This is a genomic window from Streptomyces sp. NBC_00385 (genome assembly GCF_035917155.1).
In the GTDB taxonomy this organism is placed as follows: Bacteria; Actinomycetota; Actinomycetes; order Streptomycetales; family Streptomycetaceae; genus Streptomyces; species Streptomyces poriferorum.
This window is the reverse complement of the sequence record NZ_CP107951.1, coordinates 6206859-6231340: the sequence shown is the minus strand read 5'-3', so window position 1 is coordinate 6231340 and position 24482 is coordinate 6206859. Positions and strand designations below refer to the sequence as shown.

14 protein-coding genes are annotated in these 24482 nt (G+C 66.8%); 9 read left to right on the top strand and 5 right to left on the bottom strand.

The window, feature by feature from the left end; all coding sequences use genetic code 11:
* Positions 1-83 precede the first annotated feature (83 nt).
* From fxlM to OG959_RS27750, 9 genes are all read left to right on the top strand, one after another.
* Entirely contained in the window at positions 84-1319 is a 1236-nt protein-coding gene (fxlM, locus tag OG959_RS27790) for a methyltransferase, FxLD system (protein WP_326662807.1), read from the top strand.
* Between the two features lie 50 nt (positions 1320-1369).
* Positions 1370-1576: an FxLD family lanthipeptide gene (fxlA, locus tag OG959_RS27785; RefSeq protein ID WP_277333773.1), complete on the top strand. Its 207-nt coding sequence runs from the start codon at positions 1370-1372 to the stop codon at positions 1574-1576.
* A 95-nt stretch (positions 1577-1671) separates the two neighbouring features.
* On the top strand, positions 1672-4737 hold the full coding sequence (locus tag OG959_RS27780) for a lantibiotic dehydratase (protein ID WP_326662803.1): 3066 nt from the start codon (positions 1672-1674) through the stop codon (positions 4735-4737).
* Complete coding sequence (locus OG959_RS27775; RefSeq protein ID WP_326662802.1) at positions 4734-5966, top strand: lanthionine synthetase C family protein; 1233 nt, start codon at positions 4734-4736, stop codon at positions 5964-5966. The genes OG959_RS27780 and OG959_RS27775 overlap by 4 nt, the downstream gene beginning before the upstream one ends.
* Positions 5948-6937, top strand: a complete 990-nt coding sequence (locus OG959_RS27770; protein WP_326662800.1) for a thiopeptide-type bacteriocin biosynthesis protein — start codon at positions 5948-5950, stop codon at positions 6935-6937. The genes OG959_RS27775 and OG959_RS27770 overlap by 19 nt, the downstream gene beginning before the upstream one ends.
* A 415-nt stretch (positions 6938-7352) precedes the next feature.
* Positions 7353-12062 carry a sacsin N-terminal ATP-binding-like domain-containing protein gene (locus OG959_RS27765; protein ID WP_326662798.1) on the top strand — a complete coding sequence of 1570 codons (4710 nt, stop codon included), beginning with the start codon at positions 7353-7355 and terminating at the stop codon, positions 12060-12062.
* Complete coding sequence (locus OG959_RS27760; RefSeq protein WP_326662796.1) at positions 12059-13579, top strand: nuclease-related domain-containing DEAD/DEAH box helicase; 1521 nt, start codon at positions 12059-12061, stop codon at positions 13577-13579. The genes OG959_RS27765 and OG959_RS27760 overlap by 4 nt, the downstream gene beginning before the upstream one ends.
* Complete coding sequence (locus tag OG959_RS27755; protein ID WP_326662794.1) at positions 13576-16752, top strand: helicase-related protein; 3177 nt, start codon at positions 13576-13578, stop codon at positions 16750-16752. Before OG959_RS27760 ends, OG959_RS27755 begins: the two co-directional genes overlap by 4 nt.
* Entirely contained in the window at positions 16733-18544 is a 1812-nt protein-coding gene (locus OG959_RS27750; protein WP_326662792.1) for a DUF1998 domain-containing protein, read from the top strand. The genes OG959_RS27755 and OG959_RS27750 overlap by 20 nt, the downstream gene beginning before the upstream one ends.
* Positions 18545-18746: 202 nt before the next feature.
* On the opposite strand, the gene OG959_RS27745 is transcribed toward OG959_RS27750, so the two are convergent.
* From OG959_RS27745 to OG959_RS27725, 5 genes are all read right to left on the bottom strand, one after another.
* Positions 18747-19310 (bottom strand): hypothetical protein, encoded by a 564-nt coding sequence (locus OG959_RS27745; RefSeq protein ID WP_326662790.1) that lies wholly within the window; start codon positions 19308-19310, stop codon positions 18747-18749.
* A 231-nt stretch (positions 19311-19541) separates the two neighbouring features.
* Positions 19542-20840: a restriction endonuclease gene (locus OG959_RS27740; protein ID WP_326662788.1), complete on the bottom strand. Its 1299-nt coding sequence runs from the start codon at positions 20838-20840 to the stop codon at positions 19542-19544.
* Between the two features lie 108 nt (positions 20841-20948).
* Positions 20949-21719, bottom strand: a complete 771-nt coding sequence (locus OG959_RS27735) for a DUF6339 family protein (RefSeq protein ID WP_326662786.1) — start codon at positions 21717-21719, stop codon at positions 20949-20951.
* Entirely contained in the window at positions 21719-22621 is a 903-nt protein-coding gene (locus OG959_RS27730; RefSeq protein ID WP_326662784.1) for a hypothetical protein, read from the bottom strand. The genes OG959_RS27735 and OG959_RS27730 overlap by 1 nt, the downstream gene beginning before the upstream one ends.
* Positions 22618-24447 (bottom strand): hypothetical protein, encoded by a 1830-nt coding sequence (locus OG959_RS27725; RefSeq protein ID WP_326662782.1) that lies wholly within the window; start codon positions 24445-24447, stop codon positions 22618-22620. The genes OG959_RS27730 and OG959_RS27725 overlap by 4 nt, the downstream gene beginning before the upstream one ends.
* Between the last annotated feature and the right edge of the window lie 35 nt (positions 24448-24482).

Below are 24482 nucleotides of genomic sequence, written 5' to 3'. Positions count from 1 at the left end.
GAGAGCGTTCACCAACAACCTCTCGGCCCACCGCACGCGGTGTCGGCCTACCTACCCCGAACACGAGCGAACGAAGGAAGTCCATGACGAACGTGACCGTCGAGTCCGACGAGGCAACCCGTCTGCGGAACAAGGTGGTGGACGAACTGCGCGCGGACGGCAACATCTCCTCCCCGGAGATCGAAGCGGCCATGCGCAAGGTGCCCCGGCACGAGTTCACGCCCAACACCCCGCTGGACAAGGCGTACGACGCGTACGCTGCCGTGATCACCAAGACGGACGAGCACGGCGTGCAACTCAGTTCCGTCTCCGCGCCGCAGATCCAGGCCATGATGCTGGAGCAGGCCCAGGTGAAGCCCGGGATGCGGGTGTTGGAGATCGGCTCGGGCGGGCTGAACGCGGCCTACCTCGCCGAACTCGTCGGCGAGGACGGTGAAGTCGTCACCGTGGACATCGACCCCGCCGTCACCGATCTCGCGCGCCAGCTCCTGAACGAGCACGGCTTCGGCCGAGTGCACGTCGTCACCGCCGACGCCGCCGAGCCCATCCCGGACCTCGGTGAGGTCGACGTCGTGATGGTGACCGCCGGGGCCTGGGACGTCTCCCCGGCGTGGACCGCGCAGCTCAAGCAGGGCGGCCGGCTCGTCGTCCCGCTGCGGATGCGCGGCCTGACCCGGTCGGTCGCCTTCATCCAGGTCACGGGCGAGCACGGTCCCTACCTGGAAAGCGAGTCGGCGCGGATCTGCGGCTTCGTCCCGATGCAGGGCTCGACCGCCCACCGGGAAGAACTCCTCCTGGTCAACGGCACCCCGGAGATCGGGCTCAAGTTCGATGACGGCCTGCCGGCCGACCCGCACCGGCTCGACAACGCCGTCACGTTTCCGCGCCACGAACTGTGGACCGGCGTCACTGTTCGCATCCAGGAACTCATCGACACCCTTCAGATGGCGATGGCGATCTCTCTGCCGGGCTTCTGCACGATGGCCGTCGATGAGAACTCGGACTCGGGGCTGGTCGCCCCCGTGAACAAGCGGTTCGCCCTCGCGGCCGTCGATGACGACACCTTCGCCTACCTCGTCACCCACCGCACCGAGGACAACAAGCACCTGGAGTACGGCGTGCATGCCCTCGGCCCGGACGCGGAGCAGTTCGCCGACCAGATCGCCGACGTGCTCCGCGACTGGGAGGCCCACCGGCGCGGCGGCCCCAGCCCGGTCATCCGGGTCTATCCGGCCAGCACCCTCGATAACCAGATCCCGGCCGACCGGGTCATCGACAAGGTGCACAGCCGGATCTCGCTCTCCTGGCCCTCGGCGTAACACCGGGAGCCAGGTCGTTCCGCACCACCCCAACAAGAGGAAGGCACATCATGACGAGCGCCACTCTCGCCCCGCCCCCGGTCGCGCCCGCCCCGCTGGCGGGCCTGGATGACGACGACTTCGCGCCCCTGGACGTGAAGGTCGTCATCGCCGAGCACTCGTATGGCCATCTCATGTGCTCCACGGGCGACGGCTGCGGCCAAACCTGCGCGACCGGTGCCTCCGCCTGCGGTTCCTTCACGGAGGACCCGGCCTGATCCAGGCCGACCCCCTGACCTGTGGGCCGGGCGAAGCGCTTCGCCCGGCCCACGGGCCCCTCTCCCCTCCCCGCGCCGCCTCATGGAAGGGCCTCATGGCTTCCCGAGCAGCCGCCGGATACCAGTGGCAAGGCGTTGCGATGCTGCGCGCCACCACCAGCCCCGGGCCGGCAGACATCCCCCGTACCCTCGACCTGGACGACGTGGCCGTCACCCGAGGATGGCTGAACCGCATCTGGCAGCGTGAGGACTTCCGCCGCGCGCTGGAGCTGGCCACCCCCGTCCTGTCCGACGCCATCGAGGCCGTCGTCCGGGGTCGGCAGACCGAGCCCCGTCACGTCCGCCGCACCGCGCTGTCAACGGTCTCCTACCTCCTGCGGTGGCAGCACCGGCCGACCCCGCTCGGGCTGTTCGCCGGCACCGCCCCGGTGTCGGTCGGGCCCCGGGCGAGCGCGCGGTGGCGCGACAAGCACCGCGCGATGATCCGGCCGGACGCCGAATGGGTCACCGACATGGTTCTCCGGCTCCAGCGCACCCCCGCGTTGCTGAAGCGGTTACCGCTCGTCGCCGACAACGCCGCCCGCATCCGCGGTGACCGGCTCGTGGCACCGGGTCCGCCCTCCGACGGCCACGCCGTCCTGCTGGCCCCGGTCGAGATATCCGTCCGCAACGCCCGGCCGGTGACCGCCGCCATGGACGGGGCCCGCACCCCCATCCTCTACGGCGACCTCCACAGCCACCTGCGCGACCGGTTCCCACAGGCGACACCGGAGAAGATCGACGCCCTTCTCACCAGCCTGGTCGAGCAGCAGTTCCTCATCACCAGCCTCTGGGCGCCCATGACCACCGTGGACGCCTTCCAGCACCTGTGCCGGGAGCTGAAGGCGCACCAGGCGGAGGACGTCCCGGAGGTCCGGGACCTGGTCCACGCGCTGTACGGGCTGCGCACCGACGTGTCCGCCCACCAGCCGACGCTTTCCGACACCAGCGTGAGCGCCGTCGCCGCGCGGATGCGCGCCCTCACCACCGTCACCTCGACCCCGCTGCTCATTGACACCGTCCTCGACTGCGAGACCCAGCTCCCGCAGGCCGTGATCGCGGAAGTGCAGGCAGCCGTGTCGGCCCTCTACCGGACCACCCCGCAGCCCTACGGCTACCAGCACTGGCGCGACTACCACCGCCGCTTCCGGGCCCGGTACGGCGTCGGGGCCCTGGTGCCGGTGATGGACCTGGTCGCCGACAGCGGTCTGGGCCTGCCCGCCGGATACGTCGGCTCCGAACGCGGCGCCGCCCTGAAGGTGCGCACCGACCGCGATGAACTGCTGCTCGCGCTGATGCAGCAAGTCCTCCTGGACGGCCGCGATGAGCTGCGGCTGACGGACGACATGGTCGACGCCTTGGAGAAGGCCGCCGGAGAGGACGAGCGGCTGTTCGTGCCCCGGGTGGAGGTGGCCTTCGAGGTCCACTCACCCAGCACCCGGGCACTGTCCAGCGGCACCTTCGATGTCCTTCTCACCGCGGTTCCGCGCCCCGGCAGCAGCATGGCCGGCCGGTTCGCCCACGTCCTGCCGCCCGAGCATCAGGACGCGCTCGCCGCCACGTACCAGGGGGCACCGGACGGCCTGACGGCGCAGCTCGTGTTCCCGCCGCGCCGCCACCGCAACGAGAACGTCACCCGTACGCCGCGGCTGCTGCCGCACGTCATCGAGCTGTCCGGCCACCGGGAGACGGACGAGACGACGATCCCGCTCGCCGACATTGTCGTCACTGCGGACCCGCGCAGCTTCCACCTCGTGCAGCTCTCCACCGGCCGGCGTATCGACGTGCGGGTTCTGCACGCCCTGGAAGGCGGGACACAGACCCCACCACTGGCCCGGTTCCTCGCCGAAGTGGCCAACGGGCGGTACGCCGCCTACAAGCCGTTCGACTTCGGCGCCGGCTCCCGGCTCCCGTTCCTCCCCCGGGTGCGCTACCGCCGCACCATCCTCACGCAGGCCCGATGGCTGCTGATGACCGACGACCTGCCCGGCCGCAAAGCCTCGACCGAGGAGTGGGAGGACGCCTTCACCGCCTGGCGGGACCGGCTACGGGTCCCCATGCAGGTCGCGATCATCGAGTACGACCAGCGCCTTCCACTCGACCTGTCCCACCCGGTCCACCGCCGGACCCTGCGCGCCCACCTCAACAACGCCCGGCGTCTGGAGCTGCGCGAGGTCCCGGACGTAGACGCCCACGGCTGGATCGGACGGGCACACGAGATCTGGCTCTCCCTGGGCCGGTTGCAGCCGGAGACCGCCGATGTGCCCCGGCCGCGCCCCGCCACGTCACCGGTCCCCGGGCGGCACCTTCCGGGCGCCGGTGACGTCCTGCTCGCGCAGCTCCACGCCCACCCGCGCCGCTACGACGAGATCCTGAGCCGCCACCTCCCCAGCCTCCTCGCCGCGTTCGGCGACACCCCGCCACTCTGGTGGTTCACCCGGCACCGGGAGATGGCCCGCCCGGACACCGACCAGCACCTCGACCTCACGCTGCACCTGCCGCCGGACGCGTACGTGGCCGCCGCCCAGCACGTTCGTACGTGGGCGGACAGCCTGCACGGGACCGGTCTGGCGGCGGGGCTCGTCCTGGCTCCCTACCAGCCGCAGACCGGGCGCTTCGGCAGCGAGGCAGCCATGGACGCCGCGCACCAGGTGTTCGCCGCAGACTCCGCCGCTGCCCTCGCACAGATCCAGCTCACCGAGCGCACCGACGCCGTCGCCCCGCAGGCCCTCGCCGCGACCAGCGCCCTGCACCTCGTCACGCCCCTGGCGCCGAACACCGCGGCGGCCGAGGAGTGGTTGGTGCGCAACCTCCCCCAGCACACGGGGCGATTGAGCCGGGCCCTGCGTACCCAGATGCTCGAACTCGCCGCGCCGAACGGCGCCTCCGCGCTCGCGGCCCTCCCCGGCGGCCCTGCGGTCGCCGAAGCATGGCGGGCTCGCGCCGCCGCCGTGGACACCTACCGGAACGCCTTGACCGACCAGCGTGATCCCCTCGGCGTCGCCAGGTCTCTCCTGCACCAGCACCACGTCCGGGCCCTGGGCGTCGACCCGCGCGCCGAGGAGACCACGATCCGGCTCGTACGAACCGCGGCCCTCCAGCACAGGATGGCCGCCCGATGACCGCGCCGGCCGCCACAACCGCGACGATCCTGGAGCAGTACACCGCCCACCTCGCACAACCCGGTCCGCCGCCCCCGGACGAGCCTTGGGCGGTGCAGTCCCTCGCCGACGGCGCCGCCGGAATCAGCCTGCTGCACATCGAGATGGCCAGCCGTCACGGCGGCTCCTGGCGCCCCGCCCACCGATGGATCGCCGCCGCAGCGGCCGGACATATCAGCGCGGCCGACACCGCCGGACTATTCCTCGGCGCCCCGGCCCTCGGCTTCGTCCTCACGACCGTCCCGCCGCCCTTCCAGCACCTGTACGAGCCGGCGCGCCGGACTCTGCACCAGCACATCACCGACCTGGCCCACCGCCGTGTGGATGTCGCGCTCACCCGCATCCGCAAGGGCGACCTGCCCACGTTCGCCGAGTACGACCTGTTCTACGGCCTCACCGGCATCGGGGCCTACCTCCTGCGGACCGACCCCGAAGGGCTCCCCCTGGAACGGGTCCTGAAGTACCTCGTTGCCCTGACCCGCCCCCTCGCCCTCGACGGCCGCGGCCTGCCGGGCTGGTGGGTCCGCCACGACCCGGCCCGCGGTGAGTCCCCCCACTTCCCGGGCGGCCACGGCAACTTCGGTGCCGCCCACGGCATTACCGGCCCGCTCCTCCTCCTGGCTCAGGCCATGCGCCGCGGCATCACCGTCGGCGGCCACCGCGAAGCCATCTGGAGCATCTGCGAACACCTTGACGTCTGGTGCCAGCTCAGTCCCTCCGGTCCCTGGTGGCCCGAGTACATCTCGCGCCGCGATCTCGACCTTGGGCGCCCGCACCACGACGCTCCCACCCGGCCGAGCTGGTGCTACGGAACCTCGGGCATCGCACGGGCCGGGCAACTCGCCGGCCTCGCCCTGGGCGCCCCCGACGTCCAGGCGTTCTACGAGGACGCCCTGTACCGCGCTCTGATCGACCCCGAACAGCTCGCCCACGTCACCGACTCGGGTCTGTGCCACGGCTGGGCAGGCATCTACCAGACCGCAACCCGCGCCGCCGCCGACGCCCTCGACCACCGACTTCAGACCCTCCGGAAGCGCCTCGGCGAGACCCTCGTAGCACAAGCCCAACCCGGCGGCCACCCCACGACCGGGCTGATCAACGGCGATGCCGGCACCGCGCTCGCCCTCCTCACCTACGCCTCACAGCAGGCCCCGATCACCGGATGGGACTCATGTCTCCTGATCAACTGACCCAGAGGGAACCGAACCGGGTCCAAGGTGCGGTCCTCGCTGTCCTCACCGGCCTACCGATCGCCGACGCCGCTCACCAGTACCGGATGGACACCGTGGCTCTGTCCGACGCCGTCAAGATCTACGACCAGGCCGGCAGAGAAGCCCTCGCCCGCCGCTCTGCCACCACCGACTGGTGGCAGGCGTACCTCCACTTCACCGACTGGGCGAACTCCGATAACACCTTCACCACACACGTGCTGCCCGTCCTGCTAGACGCTGAAGCAGCCGGCACCATTGACGGCTGGTGGTACACCCGCAAACACCCCTGCTGGCGCCTGCGTCTGCGCGTACGGCCCACGATCGGAGCCAAGTGGACCGTCGGTGACGGCTTGGACCGCCTCGTCTCCGACGGGCACATCCAACGATGGTGGCCCGGCAACTACGAGCCGGAGACCGCAGCCTTCGGAGGGACAGCTGGCATGACGGCCGCGCACGCCCTGTTCATCACCGACAGCCGGGAGGCACAGCAGTTGCGGCAGCGCGGCGACCTGGCCGTGGGGCCTCGCGAGCTGTCCGTCCTCCTCTGCACGCTCATGATGCGCACTGCCGGGCTGGAGTGGTACGAGCAAGGGGATGTCTGGCACCGCGTCATCACGGAAGAACACCGCTCTGCTATCAACGATGTCGCGGCGGACGGACTCGACGCCCGCGCCCGAGAGATCCGGCCCCTGCTCTTCGCCGACACCAACGCCATGCTGCGGCCCGGTGGGCCGTTAAAGCCCGTGGCCGAGTGGGCTGGTGCTTTCCAGCGCACAGGGCAGGCGCTCAGTAGCGCCGTCCAAGAAGGAACGCTAGACCGTGGATTGAGGCAGGTGCTCAGCTACCATGTGATCTTTCACTGGAACCGACTCGGGCTATCCATGCGTGGTCAGAGCATCCTGGCCTGGGCAGCCCGGGAGGCCATTCTCCACAGTGCGGACGGGCCGTGATCAAGTACAGGCTGCGCCACAGCACACGTCTTTCGCCGTCCGTGACCAACTGGGTCGATGACGTTCCGCCTGGCGGAGATCGTCGACGACCTCGGGTCCGATGTCTCAAAGCTCGCCCGTGCACGCGCACTTCACGAAAGCGCGAAGTTGTGCCTGCCCATTGATCCGAATTCATGGGGTCTACCTCGGGCGCATCGTCTAGATTCGGACCATGTCGGGTCACACAGGTTCGACTGCCAGACGACGACAACGTAGGGGCCAGGTTGCGACACTGGGACGGGGCCAGCAGCCCCCGCGCCGTTCCCCAAGAGATCGTGCACCCGATCGGACGTGGTCCCACCGTAGTGCGAGCCGCTCCTAGCAGGTCTGCGCCTACCGGCGACTCGGCTTCGTTCGATAAGAGGAGCGGTTGCCCATGACGATCACACCACAGTCCTGGACACCGGACTCGGGCCTTGTGCGGGAAGTGGAGGATCAGTTCGACAGGGCCCTCGCGTCCTACAGGGCCAATGCGCACCTCGTCTCCGAGCATGCCAACCACGAGGAGTCCATCCGGGTCGGCGGGTATGCCAATCGAACACTTCTGGAACTCGTCCAGAACGCCGCTGATGCGATGTCAGAGGTCAGCGACGACCAGAGTGGATTCGCGGGCCGGGTCGAGATCGTCCTCGACCCGGAGAAGCGGACCCTCTACTGCGCCAACGCCGGTCGCCCGTTCTCCAGGAGCGGACTCACTGCGATAACGCACGCGCACCTGAGCGGCAAGCGAGGCGACGAGATCGGGCGCTTCGGACTCGGGTTCAAGTCCGTCCTGGCCGTGTCGGACGCGCCGCAGGTCTTCAGCCGCTCGGTGTCATTCGAGTTCAACTCGCGCACGGCGCGGGCCGAGATCGGCCGGATCGCATCCACTGCTAAACGTTATCCGATCCTGCGTACGCCCACTGTCGTCGACCCGTTCGCCATGTTCGCCGAGGACCCGATCCTCGCTGGGCTCGCCGGTTGGGCCACCAGCATCGTGAAGCTTTCGCACGCTTCCAACCTCGAACGGCTCCGCCGGGAGATGGAATCGTTCGCCTCGGAGTTTCTGCTTTTCGTCGGGTCCGTTCGTGAGGTCAGGCTCATGGTGCTTGGCGTCGATGGCTTCGAGACGAGCCACACGTCCCGTGACTTTGGCGGCGGCGTCTACAAGATCGAGACCCCGAACGGCGGCGGCGACGAATGGATCGTCGCGGACCGGATGCACGCACCGTCCGCAGCGGCGCGCAAGGAGGTCGGCGAGGCCGTCTCGCGTACGGAGGTCAAGGTCACCGTCGCGATCCCGAAGCAACAGGCGAGACAGCGCGTCGGACGGTTCTGGTCCTACTTCCCGCTCCAGGACCAGACCTCAGCGTCTGCGCTCTTCAACGCTCCTTGGAGCGTGAACGACGACCGGACCACGTTGTTGAAGAACGACTACAACCGGGAGATCCTCGCGACGCTCTCAGACATGTTTGTCGAAGTGCTACCGCAGGTGAAGCAACCCGACGATCCGGCAGCCCACCTCGACTACATGCCCGCACGAGGACGGGAGCCGTTGTCATTCGGCGACAAGCTGCTCTGCGCGCATGTGCCGGAGATCGCGGCAAGTGTCGGCCTGGTTCCCGACGCCGCGGGGACTCTTGTGAACGCCGACGAGCTACGCCCTCTGGACTTCGCCGTCCAGGTTCACGCGGATATCCACCGCGCGTGGACCATCTCAGTCCACACTGCCACCGACGTGCCACATTGGCGGTGTTACACGTCGCCGCAGCGCGTCACGCGTCTACGACAACTGTTCACTTCCGCAAGTCCGCACGGCGGCATCGATGCCACAGACAGGGACATGAAGCGTGCCCTGGAGGATCTCCCGAAGCGCGGACTCCTCTCCTGGCTTCGCGAATGGGCCGATGGACCGGACTCAGTGTCATCTTCCAACGCATTCAAGTTCGTGCTCGGGCATAAGCCCCAGTCCGCCGTCGAGCAGGCCAAAGTCGTCCCGACCACCGAAGGCATGCGTTCGCTCGCGGACAGAAGTGTCGTCTTCCTGCACCAGGAGGAGGGCGTCGAGATCGAGGGCGCCATCTTCGTCTCCCCCGACTTCCTGGCCCGACCCGGTGTCGACGAGGGTCTCAGGAGGGTCGGTTTCCGAGACCTGGATCCGCGCGCAATCCTCAATGCGCGCCTCGCTGCGCTCTCGAGCACCTCAGGCGACGAAGAACTCACCAAGCTTTGGAAGGCTGTCGTCGGCCTACCTCCGCGCGACACGGGCAAAGCGCTGACTGGCCACCCACTCACGGTCAAGGTTCCCACTAAAGACGGTGGTTGGTCCTGGCCCCACACAGTCTTCGACCTTCCTGAACCCTTGGGTGACGAGTACGCGGCGGTGACGCTCGACCGCCAGCGTTGCACGCCCGAGGTGGCGCACGAGCTGGGCGTGGTCCGTGCGCCCAGAAGCCGCTACCCCGCTGAAGACGAGCTGGCGCTCGCGCAGTACCGGGAGTGGGTCGTAGCAACGCTCAACGAGGCTCAGGGTCCCGGCGAACGGCCAATCGAGAACATCGACCTCCTCCCCGGCGAGGGCCCGGGTCCGTTCTCCATGCTGCCCATCCTGCTCGACTCGAACGCGTCGTCGAAGTTGCGCGAGATCTGGACCGTCGGTCTGCTCGAGATCGGCGACGTCGAGTGGACCTGCGATGACCTCCACACGGGTCGAACCCATACCGTGCCGTCACCAGTTCGTTGGGCGGTGGACCGTGCAGGTCTGCTCCAGTCGACCCGCGGTTTCCGCACACCGGCCGAGATCGTCGCTCCCTCCCTCGTCAGGTACGAGAAACTCCTGCCGCTGTTCCGTGGACCGCGCCGGGTCGCCGAGACGCTGGGTCTGCCGGACGAACTGGAAGCCGTACCCCCTCAGGTGCTCAGGGAGGCCCTTGCAGCGGAGCTCTTCCCCTCGAACATGGAGGACGACCTCCTCGTCGAGTTCATCACGACAGCGTCCCGCATCGCCCATCCAGGTGGCCGCCCGCCGAGCATCCCCGCCCGAGTCAAACGCGCCACCGAGTCGCGTTCCCCCGCGTCGGTCTACCTCGCCACGACGGACGATCAGCAGGATTTTCTGTCTTCGCGTCAGCGCCCGTACCTGCGTGTGACGGATGCCCAAGCTCTGGAACTCATAGCCTCGGTGGGGTGCCGGCGATTCGAGGACAGCTTCGCGTTCTCGATGGTGATCGCCGGGGAGCAGGAGAGTGAGCGGGTCCTCGACCTCTTCACCGGGCTGCGCAACACGCACGTCGCCCGCAGCCTGACCAACGCGACGGTCACCCGCGCAATCCAGGTGGTCAAGCGGGTGACCACGGAGGACGGCGTGGAGGACCAGCCGCTGCCCTGGCACCTCGACGGGGCGGCTCTGGTTGTACGAGACGATGTCGGCGAGCGAGGGCTCCTTGGCTACATCAACGAAGCATTCGAGCTGCGCCTGACTAACGCCGACCTCGAGAACGTGCTTAGGACGGGCCTCGATCACCGGCTCCAAGGGCTTCAACAGGAAGCCCTTGCGGCCGCCACTGACGCCGAACGACTCGACGTCTACTTCGGGCCTGACGACCTGCGCGACGCCCTCCCCAAGGGGCTGTGGCAGGCTCTGGAGACGCAGGGGCTGCTCGATGGCAACGCCTCCGTCTCCGAACTTTTCCTCACGGTGCACGGATCGGACTCGGTCAAGGAGCTTGCCCATCTGTTCCGACAGGAGGGCTTCCCCGATGTCCCGAACGCTTGGGCCGGAAGCGCCAATACCATCTCGTGGTTGCGGAGTATGGGCTTCGGGACGAAGTATGCGGGTCGCCGCAGCGAGCCCCAGGAACACGAGTTCATCGTCCCCGGAGCCGTGAAACTAGATCCCCTTCACCAATTCCAGAAGAGAATCAGCCAGCAACTCAAGGACGTGCTCGTACTACGTGACGCGAACGGCCGCCATCTGAAGGCGATGGTGGAACTCCCCACGGGTGCGGGCAAGACACGTGTCGCGGCGGAGACCGTACTCAGGCTCTTCATCGAGGGAGGCCTGCGGGGGCCGGTCCTGTGGATCGCGCAGTCGCTGGAGCTATGCGAGCAAGCGGTACAGACCTGGACGACGGTCTGGCGGGGGCTCGCGGACGAGCGCCCGTTGACGGTGGGGCGGCTCTGGGAGCGCAACGCCGTACACGAACCAGACACCGAGTTCAGCCTCATCGTCGCGACGGACGCCAAGCTCGACGTCATCCTCGGCAGCCCAGAATACGCGTGGCTCGCCAACGCATCGACGGTCATCATCGATGAGGGGCACCGTGCGGGCGGTTCGGAGCGGTATACGCGCATCTTGGAGTGGCTCGGTGTGGCCGGGCGCGGCTGGGCGCGTCCCCTGGTCGGTCTGTCCGCGACGCCGTTCAAGGGGACGTCCGATGCGGCGACCAAGGCCCTCGCCAACCGGTTCGGCAACCGCAAGCTCGACGCCTTCGGCTCGGACGCGTACAAGCAGCTCGCAGACCTCGAGGTGCTTGCTCGGGTCGAGCACCAGGTGCTCGACGGAATCGACGTCCAGCTTCTGCCGGAAGAGATCACCGAGGCAACGGAGCAGCGCAGGATCAGCCCCCGCGTCATGGAACGTATCGGCCAGGACCAGGCCCGCATGGCGACCCTCGTCAATCACATCATGGGCCTGGACGAGGGCTGGCCGGTGTTGGTCTTCACTCCGAACGTCCTCTCGGCCCAAGTGCTCGCCGCGACTCTGAGGTACCGCGGAGTCGCGGCCGCGGCGGTGAGCGGGCAAACCGGAAGGCAGGAACGCCGCGATATCATCGCGAAGTTCAAGAGGAACGAGATCCGAGTCCTCGCCAATTGCGACCTGCTGATCCAGGGGTTCGATGCTCCGGGCGTCCGAGCCCTCTACATCGCCCGCCCCACCTTCAGCCCGAACGCCTACATCCAGATGGCTGGGCGCGGCCTACGCGGCCCCGCCAACGGTGGCAAGCCCGAGTGCCTCATCGTGGACATGGCGGACAACTTCGGCGACGTCAATGAGTTGCTCGGATACCGTGAGTACGAAGACCTCTGGAAGGAACAGCGCGCGTGATCCTCGTTCCCGATCTCGCTGACATCGAAAGGAACGCTGACAGCCACGCTGAACGCAGGGTCGCCCGTCTGCTCCGAGATGTGGAGGGTGACTCCGATGCAGTCGCCTTCCATTCGGTGAAGTTGCGGTCGCACGCCTACAAGCAGCAAGCGGAGGCGGACTTCGTCATCCTGTGGAAGAAGGTAGTCATCCTCGTCGAGGTGAAAGGCGGGGGAGTCAGGAAATTTGACGGAGCCTGGTACAGCGTCGACCGTCGCGACGACTGGCACAAGTTGTCAGGATCCCCGATGGAGCAGGCCCGCTCCGCCATGCACGCGCTGCGGGACATCCTCCACGAGGAGGGCATCGGGTGGTTCGCACACGAGGCCGTCGTCGTCACGCCCGACACCGAGCCCCTCCCGCACTCGGTCGAATGGCAACCGACCCACTGGCTGGCGAAGAACTCCATGAGCGTCGAGCGCATGACCAGTGCGCTCGACGCCGTCGCTGCGGCTTCGCGGAAGCCTCCGGTCGGCCGGAGGCTCGCGAGGGTCGAGGACCTCCGGGCCCGACTGTTCGGCGAGTTCACCCGAATGCCCGTGATCGACGCTCAGCGCGGAGCAGTCATCGAGGAGCAGAACCGCGCGACGGCAAGCCAGGCCAGAGTCCTCGCGTCGCTCGCGCGCAACCCCCGGGTGATGGTCTTCGGGGGCGCCGGGACGGGCAAGTCGATCGTCCTCGTCGAGGCGGCCAAGCAGGAGGCGGATCAGGGGAGGTCAGTACTGGTGACCTTCCGGTCACCAGGGCTCGTACGCTTCTTCGCTCCGCACGTGACCGATCGCGACATCGACGTGGTCCCGTTCGACAACCTGAGTCCGACTAAGGACTACGACGCGGTGTTCGTCGATGAGGCGCAGGACCTGATGACGGCAGAGGCGATGGACACTCTCGACGCGGTCGTCGGTGGTGGGCGAGCCGGTGGTCGGTGGCGGATGTTCCTCGACATGAACAATCAGGCGCACGTTGACGGCGGCTTCGACGAGGACGTCTTCGAGCTGATCGCCCCCGAGGCACTTTCAGTCGACTTGGACCTTAACGTCCGCAATACGCAGGCAATGGTGCACGTCGTGCAGGAGTACCTGGGAGCAGACGTCGGGGATCCGGGCATCGTTCACGGGGAGCGGGTCCAGTGGCACACTCCTGACGCGGAGGCCGACCTCGCCGCGGCCGACGCAGTGGCGCGGCGGCTTCTGGCCGACGGGGTCCCCGGTGAGGACATCTGGGTCATCAGCACGACTTCGAATACGGCTCCCCGCGAGATGCCCAGCGGTCACATCGTGACGAGCCCGAAGTACGCGAAGGGTCTCGAAGCGGAGCACGTCATCGTCTGCGATCTTCCCTGGACCTACGACGACGCCGGAACGGCGGCATTCTATGTGGCGGTCACGCGCGCTCGCGTCTCGCTTCACATCGTCGCAACCAAAGAGGACCGGCGACGCCTCCAGCAGCTTCTCCCCCAACGGGTGGTGACCTCATGAGTAGGACCAGAGCGCAGGACCTCGCACTGAAGCACCTTCGTGTGGCGTACGTCGGACCGGACGGCGGGGAGGAAGAAGTGGTCACCAACATGCCGGACCGGCAGTACGCCGTCGGAATGTTGTTTCCCGCTGGATCGTCCGCGCCCGGTGCCGAGATGGGTGACGATGGGACGGCGGTCGCGAGCGATGTCACCGAGGGAGAGGTGGAGGAGTCGGGCGCAGGTGTGCCGTTGGCCGAGGACTGGCGCCCCTCCTCGGTGGCGATTTCCTTTGTCACGGACAGGGACACCGTCTCGTGCGACTTCTCGGGGGGCACCTACCAGCCGGTGACAGGCGACGGGCCCCCGCGCTGGCAGCGCCGCCCCTTCCAGTTCGACGGGATCGAACTTTCCGGCAGAAGGCCCCCGCATGAGATGCGGGCGGGGGAGGTAGAGCTGGAGATCGGATCGAGATGGCGCCCGTACGGCGACGCCCATCTCGTGACAGTCCACGCGCGCGTGCTGTCCAAGTCAACGGGCAAGGACCGACCCGACATCGCTCTGATGCTCTTCCAGATCTGCCTAGGTGTGAAGCCCGCCGACGACGGACGAATCCGCGAGTACGACGGTGCGCGGTCACTCGAACTGGACGACGAATCCGCCGAACTGCGGCTGCGCTACCGCGACAAGAGAGTGTATGCAGTCGGCCACGGCATGGCGGCCGACTGGGATCTGCGCGACGGCACTTGCACGCGAGTCTTCCTCGATCCCGTGCCGGCGTACGTCGTCCCCGCAGTCGAGACCACCGGGTTCGCTTCACAATCCGAGGCTGCGAAGGCGCTCCGCCTCGACCTCCTGCAGCGGATCGACACGAATCCGACTGAGGTCCTGTCGACACTGGACGTGTTCGTCAAGTCCTTCTCCAGCTGGGTCACGGAGCAGGAGGACCGCGTCAGTGAACACGGTGATGACGCCCCGATCGCCCGGTCGATCACCAAGCGGGCGCGCTGCGCCGTGCGCCGCATGGAGGCCGGCGTTGACCTGCTGCGCGACCCGGAGCATGAGACGTTGCGAAAGGCGTTCGCGCTCGGCATGGCAGCGATGCGCCTCCAGATGCGTCAGACGGTGATCAAGAGTGGCAAGGACCCAGTAGAGGAGGAGGAACCTCGCTGGCGCCCCTTCCAGCTCGGCTTCCTGCTGGTCTCTCTCGCGTCGACCATCGACGAGAGGCACGTCGACCGGGAGCTCGTCGATCTGATCTGGTTCCCAACCGGCGGCGGAAAGACGGAGGCCTATCTGGGGCTGGCGGCGATCGAGATCTTCCGACGCCGGTTCGTGTACGGATTCGCCGGCGCCGGTACCGCGGTGATCACTCGCTACACGCTCCGTCTCCTGACGGCACAGCAATTCCAGCGCGCCGCCTCCCTCGTCTGCGCGATGGAGGTCCTGCGGCACGACGACCCGCGAGCGAAGGGCATGGCCCGGTTCTCTATCGGTCTGTGGGTCGGCAACGAGGTCACCCCTGCCACGAGGATTGACGCCAAGCATGCCTTGGACCGCTTGCACAAGGCCTCCCGACCCAAGGAGGCGAATGAGTTCCAGGTCGAGAGCTGTCCGTGGTGCGGCGCCTCGCTCCTGCCTCAGGCTAAGGCGCACGACCGGACTCAGTACGGCTTCCGGCTCGTCGGCCACGACGTCACCATCCACTGCACCCGCGAGGACTGCCGGTTCCGTGACGAGCTTCCCGTAGGCGTGGTCGATGATGCTCTCTACGACGAACCGCCGACGATCCTGCTGGCTACGGTGGACAAATTCGCCCGTCTCCAGTTCAAGCCGGAGGCTGGCAGTCTCCTCGGCCTCAACACGTCGTTCCGACTGCCGTCGCTGATCATTCAGGACGAGTTGCACCTGCTGTCGGGGCCGCTCGGCACGACGGTCGCCGTCTTCGACGCGATGATCAAAATGCTCCTGGGCAAAAACGGATCCACCCCCAAGATCATCGCCTCGACGGCCACGATCCGCGCATCGGACGAGCAGGTCCGTGGGCTGTACGGGCGTAGCGTCGCCCTCTACCCACCGACAGGGCTCGACGGTGACCAGACCTTCTTCTCACGCCCTGTCGAGAGCGGCGAGGGTCGCCTGTACGTCGGCCTGATGCCACAGTCCCTCTCGCAGGTCTCCGCGGTCATCGCCGCGACAGCACCCGTGATCGAGATTCCCGAGGTGCTCGCCAAAGCAACCGATCCGGGTACGACACGGGACTCCTACTGGACGGCCGTGATGTACCACAACAGTCTTCGTGAGCTCGGCCGCTCGGGGACTCTGATCGTCGACGATGTGAACGGGCGCCTCGAAGTGCGTTCGGAACGTCTGCGCCTGCCGATGCGGCGAATCCGGGCCGACCGAGTGCTGGAACTGACAAGCCGGCGAGGCCCGGAGGAACTTCCCAACGACCTGCGTGAACTGAGCAGGAGCGTAGAGGACGGCGGTGGGGCCGTCGACGTGGTTTTGTCCTCCAACATGCTGTCTGTGGGCATCGACATCCCTCGGTTGGCACTGATGCTGATGGTCGGCCAGCCCAAGACGACCGCCGAGTACATCCAAGCGACCAGTAGAGTCGGACGCGGGCGCAACAACGGCATCGTCACCACGCTGTTCCGCTCGAATCGGGCGCGCGACCGTTCACACTTCGAGACCTTTCGCGGCTATCACGAAGCTCTATACCGCAGCGTCGAGCCGACGAGCGTCACCCCGTGGTCCGTAGCGTCCCGTGGACGATCGCTGGCCGGCGCACTCGTGGCGTTGCTGAGGCAGTCGTTCTCCACCCTCGCTGACAATGACAACGCGTCGCGTCTCGACCTCTCCGACCAACGGATGCGCGGTGCGATCGACGGGCTCGTCGCGACATTTATCGATCTCGTGAACCGCTCCGAGGGAATAGAGGCCGAGGGAACCGCGGAAGAAGTGCAGCGGCTCCTGCGCGACTGGGACCACCGCGCGCGCACGGCGCGGGAGGCCGGTTCCACACTGTTGTACGACCGACGAAAATCGGACGACAACGCATTGCTCAAACGATTCGGCCAACCGGGCGAGGGATGGCTCGTCGCCGACTCGATGCGGTCGGTCGAGCCGAAGGTCGCTGTGCAGGTCCGTGAACCGATGGAAGGAGGCGACCATGGAACGCATCCTGCATGATCTGCGGTTGTCGGAGACGCTCTCCCCGTTCGGTGTGGGAGCCATCGTCGACGTGCTCGGGGAGTCCTTGATCGCACCCGACACCTCGTGGTGGGACCGCAAGTTCGCTCCCGAGATCAGTTGCGAACGGCTCCTCTCGCGGCTGGGCGCTGGCGTCCTGCGACAGGCCCCGGCCCACTCCGGGCGCGCGGCCAAGGGGACCCCACACCTGCTCTATTGGCGGTTCCCGGCCTGGCGGTTCTGCGAGAGGTGCACCAAACTCTCCCAATTCAGCGGCAAAAACAAAGGCCGTTTCACCAACAGCTGTGAGTGCGGTGGGACGCTTGTGCCCATGCGCTACGTCGCAGTGTGCAAAAAGGGCAGCCACATCCAGGATGTCCCCTGGTTCAAGTGGGCGCACCGCGGAAATGACGGGGGCGTCGGCGACGCCGTGCGGTTCTGCCGCGCCTACAAGGAACTGAAATTCGTTCGTTCATCCCAGCTCGGAGAGGGGCTGGGGTCGCTCCGCATCCAGTGCACCGGGTGCGACCGGTCCCGCCCGCTCTCCGAACTGGTCGGCAGCGAGTCACTGCGCCGTGACGCCATCCGCTGCGAGGGCATCCAACCCTGGGAGGACCCGAAGCCCGGTCACGTCTGCGATCACCACCTCGTCGCCGTTCAGCGCGGTGCCACCGGCAACTACATCGCGGATAGCCTCTCGGCGCTCGACATCCCGGAGGAACGCCCGAGGTCCGCGCGAACGATGGACCTGATCCGCGGCCACGTGTACTTCGAGAAGGTGGTGGTGGACAACGGTGGCCCTCAGGCAGAGCTGGTGGCCGGATGGATTGCGGACGAGATCGATGGGGTGTCGCCGGAAGACGTCCTCGCCCTCGCGGCTGGCGGAGAGGCCTCCGATGAGGACCCGCTCCTCGAACTCAAAGACGGCGAGTGGGCGGCCTTCGTCCGGAAGCTCGAAAGCGGCAGGGACCACGGTGCGGGAGACTTCGTCGTCGACGGCTGGCGGGTGACCGCCACTTCGGATCCACACTCGGCCCTCACGAGCCGACTCCTCGGTGTGGGTCAGGTTCGCCGCGTCCGTGAGGTCAGGGCGCTACGCGGATTCCAGCGTCACGACGCCGACGCCGACTTCATCTCCGCGGATCTCGGTCCCGACCGGCGGCGCAAGCCTGTCTATCCCGCCGTCGAGACGTTCGGGGAGGGGATCTTCCTTCGGTTCGACGAGAAGCAGATGTCCGAGTGGGAGATCCTGCCCGAAGTCCGTGCACGCGCCGACATTCTGGTGCACCGCAGGGACGCGACCCCGTGGGCCCAGCGCCTGGATGTACCCGAACCGCGGTACGTCGCGCTTCACACCATCTCCCACCTGCTGATCCGCAGGCTCGCATTCGCGAGTGGCTACGCGTCGGCGGCCCTACAGGAGCGCATCTATGCACACTCCGATCGGCCGGACCGCACTGCAGGCATCTTCATCTACACGGCATCCGGGGACGCGCAGGGGACGCTCGGTGGGCTCGTCCGCTTGGGTGCACCGGACAAGCTCCTTCCGCTGCTACTGGCCGCGCTGAGCGACGCGGACGTCTGCTCGAACGACCCGGTGTGCATCGAGAGCGACCGGCAAGGCTCGTCGCAGCTGAATCTGTCCGCCTGTCACGGATGCGCCCTCGTCAGCGAGACCTCATGCGAATCGGGGAACCGACTGCTGGATCGGCAGCTCGTCCTCGGCGGAGCGAACGTGCCTGGCCTCCTCGACCGCGTACTCAGTCAGGTTCGGTGCAGGACAGGCCTGTAGAAAGAAGAAGCTCAGATTGAACACCCCTTTCGCCTCAGTACAGCTCAACCTCCTGATCGAATGAAACAGACTGTTTCATGCACGAATACCCACCTTGCGGCTCCTACGCCAAAACCTGGCTTCGGCTTCGAAGCATGAGGTTCAGTGCGCTGCTTTATTCAGTGCTGGCGAGTTGATGCGCCTAGCACCTAGAGGCGAAGCGTCAGGCTTCAAGTAGCCGCCTTGCCAGTTCCATAGTGTGCGCGACGGACGGGCCTGCCAATACCAATAGTTCGGGGCGATTCCCGTCCAGCTCGAATCCACAGCCAGCAGCCTTGACGTGGCGTTGCAGCCGAGCAACGGAGGGGCGATCCGCGGATACATAGACGACGGGGTAGGGGGCCCAGGAATGTGGTCCCGGGTGCCATCTGCAGCTTGCGGCAGGAATACATCCTGCTGCAGCAAGAGCGTACGACAATCCGGAAACCCCCGCCTCAAGCCCGCCGAGGTCTACTGAACCCGCCGAGTCCGCCCACCCAAACAGTTCACCAGCTTCCGGCACACCCTTGAGTCTCACTGGAATCGACTCAACGTCGGAGTACTCGAACGCATCGAGAATCTGCTCGAATTCGTCATGGTCGTTAGCGAAACTGTCTGCCATGCGAACGAGCTCGGACTCGTGCTGCACCATCATCATGGCTTCGTCTGGTGTAACGGATCCGAGTAGCCATACCCCGTCGAAGAAACCTATCGAATCGCGTTCTTTTAGGTCTTGCGAATCCGGCACCCAAAAACTGGCACCCTCGGGGATGGACGAGTCGATTGACGCACCGCTGTTGGGTATCAAAGGCCCCTACCGAAAGGATCTACCGTTGTCTGGAGGATTCGAGTACTTCCCACCGCCGCCCCTCAACCAGCAAGTCGACAGCTACGTACAGGTGCCACCGCCCTCAACGACACCTTGATGCAGCACCAGCGTAGGGCTGGCACCGCCGCCCGCATAGAGCCGCCCTGCGACTCACAAGAGGAGAATCTCCTCAGGTCGCCTGTGGGCTACGGGGAGCGCACGGTGGTCGACAAGGTGCTCGACGCAGGCGATGAGGTCTCCCCCATGGTCGTCACGCGCCATGGCGCGGATCTCGCGGACTAGGTCCCGCCCGTTGACGAGGAGGATCGGGTATTGGTCCTCGACCATCTCCAACTGGGCCGCCTCCGAATAGGAGCCGGTCGTGACGTAGACGCCGATCCAACCGCGGCGCAGTCGCGCGACCACACGGGCGATTTGTTCCGCCGTGACGTTACTCGCCGGCAGGATGCACTTTGCCTGTCCCAACACGACCAGACTCGTACCCGACAGACCTGTCCCAAGGTCGAGTCTCCCGACGAAGTCGGCTCCACCGTCACCCGAGAGGCGGGTGAGCCATCCTTCGCGGTAGGCGTGACCGCCCTGCCGGAGGATGCGGGCGGCCACTGCCGAGGCAAGGGCTTCGAAGTCGTGCTTGCGACCGTCGAAGTGCTCGTACACGAGGTGAAGGTCTCGCTCGTCGGTGCTGCCGGGCGCGGGGCGCTGCTCTCGGACTTTCTCGACCTTCGAGCGGGCCACCCGCCGCCGCACTCGAGGAAGCGCACCATGGCCGTGCTCGACCCACTCCCGCCATGCCACCGGTGCGGCGGAGAGAACCTCGGCGTCTCTCACGCCGTCACGGCGGGCGGTGATCCAATCCCAGTCCAGCCGCTCGTCCTCCGCCGTGAGGCTTATCACGGCGATGTCGTACGCGTAGTTGGTGAAGGTGGTGCGCTCGCGGCCGGCCCACTGCACGATCCGCTCGGCGCGCTCGACGATACCCACGCCGCAAAACTCGACGTGGCCCTTGGGCTTGCCGTTCTTCGTCACGGAACGAAAGAGGAGGAGCGGCACCGCCTTGGCCCGACCTTCGGCCGTAGGCGCCTGGTGACCTTCGAAGGCGTCGAGGAGCGCCGAGTTCCCTTTGCTCCCGTTCGGCGAGCCCAGCGACCCCACCTTGTGGTCCCCGAAGTAGCGGACGTGGCCGTTCTCTAGATCGAACACATCGTGCCAGGGGGTCTGCACGCTGCCAGCCTTCCAGGGACTGGACCGGATGAGGAGGGCGGGCCGGCGTTCGCCGTCGTCGGTCCGCACCCTGCGCATACCATTGATCCCGGCTTCCAAGAGGGCTCGCAGGTGGCCTGGGCTGTCCGTCACGAAGTGAAAGTTCGGGCACCCGTCGATGACAGGCACCCTGGAGTCCTTCTCACTGGTGTAGCGAAGGACCTCTCCGATCCGCATCGTCCTGCCCACGCGTCGCACCTCTCTCACTGCTACCTAATATTTGTTGTTCGCCCTCGCCGATGGCCTGCGTCAGCCGCGAGCGCGGCGAACACCGCCCAGAGGGCGAGAGCGCCGCCGTCAGACACGACCGGTCAGCACTCGAAGCGACTCGTCGGCAAGCCTCCCGAGTTCCTCGTCCAGGTCATCAGCTGTCAACGAATCGAACGAGACGAAGGCTTGAAGCCTCAACACCCTCATCAGGAGATCCCGGAGAAGATCGCGCTCCCTCACCTCGTCTCGAGGCACCTCGATCCCCTCCCAGACTCTGAGAATGCCGCGGACCAGTGAAGGGCTGCCGCCGATGGACGTGCGGCGGGCATAGATCTGATCGAAGGCCGATTCGCCGAGGATGTGCAAAGCGGCGTAGAGGTCTCCCTCTTCGGCCTCACTGTCGTGGACGAGGTGGGCACGCCACCAGAGCCGACCGAAGACGTGTCGGGTGACATCGCTACCCAGGACACGGTCACGGTGCAGATCGGAGTATCGCCAAGCGGCGACGTCCGGCATCAGCACCAAGGAGAGAAACGCCCACAGATCACCCGCGACGGCCTCCGCCGGGATAATCCCGGAATCTCTGTGAAGCATCTCGGCAACCGTGATGTCGAAGGTGGCAGCCTGCTTACGGTTGTGCGAGGCGGGAAACCCTCGCTCCTCAGCTGCTCGAAGAATCTCGGCGCGTATGTCCCTCAGCCGCCCTACGGGCAACCGGACACCGCCTGTCGCTGCGTAGAACATCGCGGTGTGGGAGAGGTCTGCACTGCTTCTCAGCTCCTCCGCTGACTTGCCGAGGTATGCCTCTCGCAGAGTCTTGGCCGCACTGGGGAGGAGGCGAGGGAAAAGGAAGACCATCACGCCTCCTTGGCAAAGAGCCCGACGGCGCTTTGTACTCGGGCTGCGAGCAGGGAGGGGTCGCTACGCCGCAAGTTTCGGAGGGCGGCCAAGGTCATGTCGGGAAGGTGACTGCCGACAACGCCGAGGAGTGTGTGACCGAGGGTGTCCGCTTCGAATTTCGATTGATCGTCCAAGTCTTCGTTGCCGATGGCATGCTCAATCATGAGACGCACCACGTCTTGTCGGAGCGCCGAGTGGATCAGCCTCTCCGCGTGTGTCGCCTTCTCTGCCTTGCGCATGGCGTCCAGGACGAGAGGGGTCCTGCTGTTGACGAGCAGAAGCACGGCGCCCATGGTCGCCGCTTCGAGATTCGATCCGATGTCCAGGTACCAGGGGGCGTCCTCGGGATACCCCGCGCTTTTGAAATCCACGACGGCCATCGGGAACTGCGAGGCGTCGCCCTGCAGACGAATCCGGGCTGCGCGCTGCCAGAGGATGGAGCCGGCTCGGTGGGGTCCGGTCGGGTCGGGGTTGTCCAAGTGCTTTCGCAGAACGAGTTGGGTGTCGATCGACAACACACCGCCGCCCTCCCTGCCGAGAACGGTGAAGGCCAGATGTACCGATAGGGTACCGACGCCTTGGAGTTGCCGGTTGACTGCGAGTAGGCGCAGTCCGGAACCGGAGGAGCTCCAGACGACCGTGAGAGCGAGTTCAGCTTCGGACGGCAGCGCCGCCGTCTCCCGGACCTTGTCGAGATCGACGTCCACCGTGCATTCGAAGTCCAGGTCCCGCTGGTAGTCCCAGTCCACCACCGAGGGCGGGAGTGGGACGCCCTCGCCGTCGGCCTGCTTGAGGAGCCACCCATCGGTGGTGACGGCGTCTGGATGAGGCCGTCTATAGGGGTAGGCGCGGCGATTCACCCCGACCCGTCCTTCCGTTCGGAGGTCACGGCGATCTCGGTGACGGTGTCGGGAGCCGGGCGGACCACGAGAGACCAGATTCTGCCGTCCCCTCCGGCAACGTGAAGCTCGGGGACGGTGAGAACCTCTCCCGTCTCGGACCGCCACCCCAGCACCGTAGGGACGGACGCCCCCTTGGGCGGTTCGCCCTCTCTACCCAGGGCGCCGCTCAGGGCCACGGCCAATCGGGCTCGGACCGCCTGGTCGCCTATATCGAGGAGCTCGAAGCGCTGGACGAGGACCGCCTTCCCGTCCAGGGCGTCGTGGAAAGGGTCGTCCAGATAGCGCAACCGGGCTCCGCGTTTCCCTTGTCGCCCTGTCCCGCTCGGCTCAGCAGCCCCTGATGCCTCGCCACCGGATTGACGTGCTGCATCCGGCCACTGCCGGTCCGCACCGGCGGAACTGACAGATCCGGCTTCAGCCTCTGTGGTGAAAACGGCCGAACCGCCTTGGCCTGGGGCGCCGGCCATGAGTCCGGCCATGAGCTTGCTCATGCCGGCCAGAGAGACGCCCTCACCGGCGTTGTTGACCACCGCAGCCGGCCCCGAGGCTTCCTTCATCGCGTCGGCGATCTTCCTAAGAGCGTGCTTTGCCAGCAGGCGGTCCTCACCCTGCAGTCTGTCGACCATCCAGTTGTCGTGGCTGGCAGGCTCGGTCGCGGCGAAGACCCGGTCCATCCCGGGGTCCGCCCGAAAAACCGCCGCGTATCCGCCGTGCTCCTCGTAGAAGGGTGGGCCCGCGAGGTACCGCACCACGAGGTCCACCGGACGCATGAGGCAGGTGTGGTGTAGCCGGTCTCCTACACCCGCCTCCTGGGCGGCCTTCGGCGGAGGGCCGGGCGGTGCGATGAACTTGCGTACGCCCATGCGCCCGAGGGACCGCCCCAACCTCTTGTGCTCGACGACACGGTTCATCTCCCCGTGTGCCCACAGGAAGGGCCGAAGATGCGGTACATCCGACGGGCCGGGAACGGGGACCTCGACGCCGTCGCGGGTCACGGTGAACCGCATGGGGGCGTTTCCGCCTTCGGGCAGCATCTTGGGCCAGAGGTTCCAGACCATGGCGTCGACGATCCACTGCATAGCTTCGCTGTCGTCCCGCTCCCCAAAGTCCGGGTCGACGATTGCGACGGTGGTACCGGTGCCGTCCGCCGGGAATGCCTTGAGCCCCAGCTTCCGTGCGACCTCGTCGGCTTCGTCTCCCACCAGAGGTTCGACGTAGCCGTTCTGCACGCGCCCCCAGTAGTGTCGACCCGTGAAGGTCTTGGGGCCATCGACAGTGTCCGTGCTGTAACTCTCGTGAACGGCCCAGCCTATAAGGCGTGTCTCGAACCGGTGTCCGATCCGGCAGCGAGTATGGACCAGAACGGTGTGCGGCCTCGAGACCAGGTGGAAGACCGCCTTGCCGTAGCCGTAGGTTCCGCCGCGGCTGCTCAGGTCCTGAGAGCTGCCAGTCTTACGAACGAAGGAGACGAAGTCCGAGTCACCGTCGGATACGACGTCTGCGCGAGTCGGTCCGCCGAGTCCCTTGGTGCCCGTGTCCGTCACCGTCAGGACTCGGACCACAGGGCGAGCGAGTGACGAACGCAGTCGCAGGTGCTCAACGGAGGGTGCGTTCTCTGACAGGAGTTCACGCCACGCCGGCGCCTCGCTCGGGCCGAGTGTGCGCAATCCGATCCGATACTCGACCGGCCCGTCTCCGGACCGGGCATCCCAGCTGTTCTGAGCCGACTCACGGACCAGCAGTGACACGGGGTCCATCTCGGTGGCGTCCAGGTGCCTGAGCATGCCTTCCGCCGCTCCACCACCCCCTGGCCCGTACA